This window comes from Microbacterium sp. 13-71-7 (genome assembly GCF_002257455.1).
In the GTDB taxonomy this organism is placed as follows: Bacteria; Actinomycetota; Actinomycetes; order Actinomycetales; family Microbacteriaceae; genus Microbacterium.
In genome coordinates this window covers 1-4,156 of record NZ_NCKN01000302.1, presented here as the reverse complement: position 1 = coordinate 4,156, position 4,156 = coordinate 1, and the positions used below count along the sequence as shown (strand labels likewise).

General features: G+C 71.7%; 4 protein-coding genes. 2 read left to right on the top strand and 2 right to left on the bottom strand.

From position 1 onward, the window contains the following. Together B7X32_RS19135 and purU are read left to right on the top strand one after the other, a co-directional pair. Positions 1-1,391 (top strand): RICIN domain-containing protein (locus B7X32_RS19135; protein ID WP_292723350.1); only part of this gene is annotated, 1,391 nt, incomplete at its 5' end. Between the two features lie 176 nt (positions 1,392-1,567). After that, entirely contained in the window at positions 1,568-2,419 is an 852-nt protein-coding gene (gene purU / locus B7X32_RS19130; protein ID WP_292723347.1) for a formyltetrahydrofolate deformylase, read from the top strand. Positions 2,420-2,517: 98 nt separating this feature from the next. Here the strand turns inward: purU and B7X32_RS19125 are convergent, their stop codons facing one another. Then, positions 2,518-3,558, bottom strand: coding sequence for a nitronate monooxygenase (locus B7X32_RS19125; protein WP_292723345.1), 1,041 nt, complete (start codon positions 3,556-3,558; stop codon positions 2,518-2,520). Between the two features lie 119 nt (positions 3,559-3,677). Next, positions 3,678-4,156 (bottom strand): EamA family transporter (locus B7X32_RS19120; protein ID WP_292723342.1); only part of this gene is annotated, 479 nt, incomplete at its 5' end.

The following is a 4,156-nucleotide window of genomic DNA, read 5'->3' as shown; positions in this document are numbered from 1 at the left end:
ACATCACGCAGATGTGGGTCGACCCCGACACGGGCGACTGGTACGGCCTCGTGCACAACGAGTTCACGCCCAAGCCCTTCGGCGACGGCCTGCACTACGACGCGATCGACTATGCGGTCTCGACCGACAAGGGCAAGACCTGGAGCATCCCCGGTCACGCGATCACCTCGCCGTACAGCACGACCCGCGGCGACACCACCGCGTTCCCGCAGCAGACGTACTACTCCGGCGACGGCGCCCCCCGCCTCTACGTCGACTACGCCTCCGGCTACTTCTACGCGTTCTACGGCTCCCGCGTCGTGAACAAGACCGGAGGCTGGGTCGCCTTCTACGAGCACGTCGCCCGTGCTCCGATCTCCGGGAAGATGGCGACCGGCTCGTGGCAGAAGTGGTACGACGGCGCGTGGACCGAACCAGGCATCTCCGGCAAGGAGAGCAACATGGTCCCCGTCGCCGATGACAGCGAGACCGGCTACACGCCCGTCGACAAGGAGTACGACCCGAACACGCCAGGCACGGCGCAGCAGCAGATCAAGAGCGGGCGGATGCCCGCGACCTCGCCGCTGTTCGTGATGGACGTCACCTACGACGCCTACCTCGGCCTGTACATCGGCCAGCCGCAGAACCCCGACCAGTCGGGCACCGCGCCGCAGGAGTTCTACGCCACGAAGAACCTCGCGACGCAGAAGTGGTTCCGTCTCGGCGACTCCGGATCCGCGTACACCACGGCGTCCTGGTACCGGTGGTTCGTCGACCCGGCCAACAAGACGAGCTCGGCGATCGTGGGCAAGTCGTTCCGGTCGTACTGCTCCTTCGGCTGCATGGGCGACGCCTACGCGCAGCTCGCCAACATCACGATCGACGCCGGTCCCTCCGTGTCGCCCGCGACGGCGATCGACACGACGAAGGCGTACACGATCGCGAACGCGGACGGACGCAAGCTGTCGGCCTCCGGCAACGGCAAGAAGCTGACGACGGCGGGATCCGTGAACCGCAAGAACGGCGCCTGGACGTTCACGGCGACCGGCGACGGCGCGTACACGATCGCGACGCAGGCCGGAGCGCTGCTGGGGGTCGACGCCTCCTCGACCTCGGGGCGCGCCTGGGGCGCGGGACTCGGGCTCACCGACAAGGCCTCGGCCGGCGTCGGGCAGCAGTGGTTCATCGTGCCGAACACGGATCCCGCGAGCGGAGAGGCGACCGGATCCGTCCGGCTGGTGAACCGCTACTCGGGGCTCGTGCTGGGCATCGACACGTCCACGGCTGCGACCACGCCCGGCCGCACCTGGGACGCACCGGCGGCGCACGGCGCGTCGAGCACCTCCCAGGCCGGCCGGTTCACCCGACCGGGCGACCAGACGCTGAGCCTGGCCGAGTTCTCCGGGAACTGAACGCACGGGGTCCCCTCGCGGGATCCTCGCCGGAAGGATCCGGGCCAGGCGCCCGGGTCCTTCCGCATGCACCGAGCACGATCCCGCGCGCCGGCGCGCACGTTGCACGCGCGATTCGCCTCGCGCGCCGGGGCGCGGCAGAATCGACGGACACCCCCCTTGCAAGGAGACCCGTCATGGCGCAGCCCGACACCGCACGACTGCTCATCGCCTGCGACGATCAGCCCGGAATCGTCGCCGCCGTCGCCGGAGTGCTCGCCGCGCACGGGGCGAACATCATCTCGCTCGACCAGCACTCGACCGACGCGGCCGGCGGGCGCTTCTTCCAGCGCACGGTGATCCACCGCGACGGCCTCGCCGCCGCGCGTCCGGCGCTCGAAGCGGATCTGGCCGTGGTCGCGGAGCGCTTCGGCATGGAGTGGTCGCTGCACGACGCGTCCAAGCGCAAGCGCGTGGCGATCTTCGTGTCCAAGTACGACCACTGCCTCATGGAGCTGCTCTGGCGCACGCAGCGGGGGCAGCTCGACATCGACGTCACCATGGTGGTCTCGAACCACCCGGATCTGGCGGAGTCGGTGCGCTCGTTCGGGGTTCCGTTCGTGCACATCCCGTCCGGGGACAAGGCCGAGATGGAGCAGCGCCAACTCGAGCTGCTGCAGGGCAACGTGGATCTGGTCGTCCTCGCGCGCTACATGCAGATCCTCACCGACACGTTCATCGAGAGCCTCGGCGCTCCGGTGATCAACATCCACCACTCGTTCCTCCCCGCCTTCATCGGTGCGAACCCCTACGCGAGGGCCAAGGAGCGCGGCGTGAAGCTCATCGGCGCGACCGCGCACTACGCGACGGCGGACCTCGACGAGGGGCCGATCATCGAGCAGGACGTCACGCGCGTCACGCACGCCGAATCGGCCTCGGAGCTGCAGAGCCGCGGGGCCGACGTGGAGCGCCTCGTGCTCGCGCGCGCCGTGCAGTGGCACGCCGACGACCGCGTGATCGTGCACGGCCGCTCGACCGTCATCCTCTGACCTGGGCGTTGCAATCTGAGCAGGAACCCTCCGAGCAGGCCGGCATCCTCTGATCAGGAACTCTCTGATCGGGAACGCTCTGATCGGGAACGCTCCGATCAGGCCGGCACACCCGCCGCCAGCTCGGCGAACGCCTCGGCCGCGGTCTCGTAGCGGGCCAGCGGCGCGGACTGACCGAGCCACAGCGACTGCAGCTCTCCCTTGTTCTGCTGCCCCGCGGGGGTGCGGAAGCGGCCGGTGATCCAGTTCTGCGCGGGGAACGGGGCGATGGATCCGGCTGCTTCGATCTCGGCGACCACGCGGTTGCGTGCGCCCCGCGCGAGCCGGCCGCTCATGGCCCGCGTGAGCACGGTGCCCTCGGCGGGCGTCGCGCGGATCGCCGCCCTGTGCGCGTCGGTGGCCGCCGACTCCGCCGTGCCGAGGAAGGCCGTGCCGACCTGCACGCCCTCCGCGCCGAGCGCGAACGCGGCGGCGACCCCGCGCCGGTCCGAGATCCCGCCCGCGGCGATCACCGGCACGTCGACCGCGTCGACGACCTGCGGCAGCAGCGAGAACAGGCCGACGACCGAGTCCTCCGCCGGTCGCAGGAACGACACCCGGTGGCCCGCGGCCTCGGCGCCGGTCGCGACGATCGCATCCACCCCGCCCTCCGCGAGGGCGCGCGCCTCGGCGACCGTCGTCGCGGTGCCGATCACGCGGATCCCCTTGCGGTGCGCCTCGTCGACGAGCGAGGCCGACGGCACCCCGAAGACGACGCTCAGCACGGCCGGCGCGGCCTCGAGGACCGCGGCGAGCTGCTCGTCGAACGGGGGCAGATACGCCTCGGGGCGGGCCGGAACCTCGGCGCCCACCTCGGCGAAGAACGGGGCGAGGGCCGCCGCGTAGTCGTCGTGCTCTGCGCCGGGCTCGACCTCGTCGCCCCGGGGCAGCCAGATGTTGAGCCCGAACGGGCGGCGCGTGGCGCCCCTGATCCCGGCGACGGTCGTGCGGATCCGCTCCGCGTCGTAGCCGTACAAGCCGTAGGATCCGAGCCCGCCGGCCGCGCTCACCGCGGCGACGAGCGGAATCGAGCTGAGCCCGCCGAAGGGCCCGAGAAGGACGGGGGTGCGGATGCCGAGGAGGTCGGTCAGCGAGCTCATGCTCCCGAGGCTACGCCCGTGCGCGGCGGGTCTGGCGAGTACCGCGGCACCGGGGCGCCCTTCGCGGGGGCTGCCCTCCGCGACGGCCGCGCGGACGCCCGCTCAGTCGGAGACGAGGCTCAGTCGGGGACGACGGGGATGGATCCGGTCAGCGGCGAGGGCGGCTCCTCGTCGGGCCGGGCGCCGCGACGACGCCGCGCGCCCGCCGTGACGCCGATGCTCGCGATCACGACCAGGGCGACCGCCGCGAGTCGCAGCGGCGACGCCTGCTGCCCCAGCACGAGCAGGCCCGCGAGCGTCGCGAAGACCGGCTCGAGGCTGAGCAGGATCCCGAAGATCCGCTGCGGCAGCCGGCGGAGAGCCGCGAGCTCGAGGATGTACGGGATGACCGAGGAGAGCAGCGCCGTGAGCGCCGCAAGCCCGAGCAGCTGCGGATCGGCGACGGCCGTGATCGCGGCGGGGATCCCGAACGGCAGCAGCAGCACCGCCGCGACCGCCAGCGCCACGGCGAGTCCCTCGGTGCCGGTGGTGAGCGCGCCGACCCGGGTGCTCATCCGGATGTACATGACCCAGAACGCCGCCGCGATGAGGGCGAACA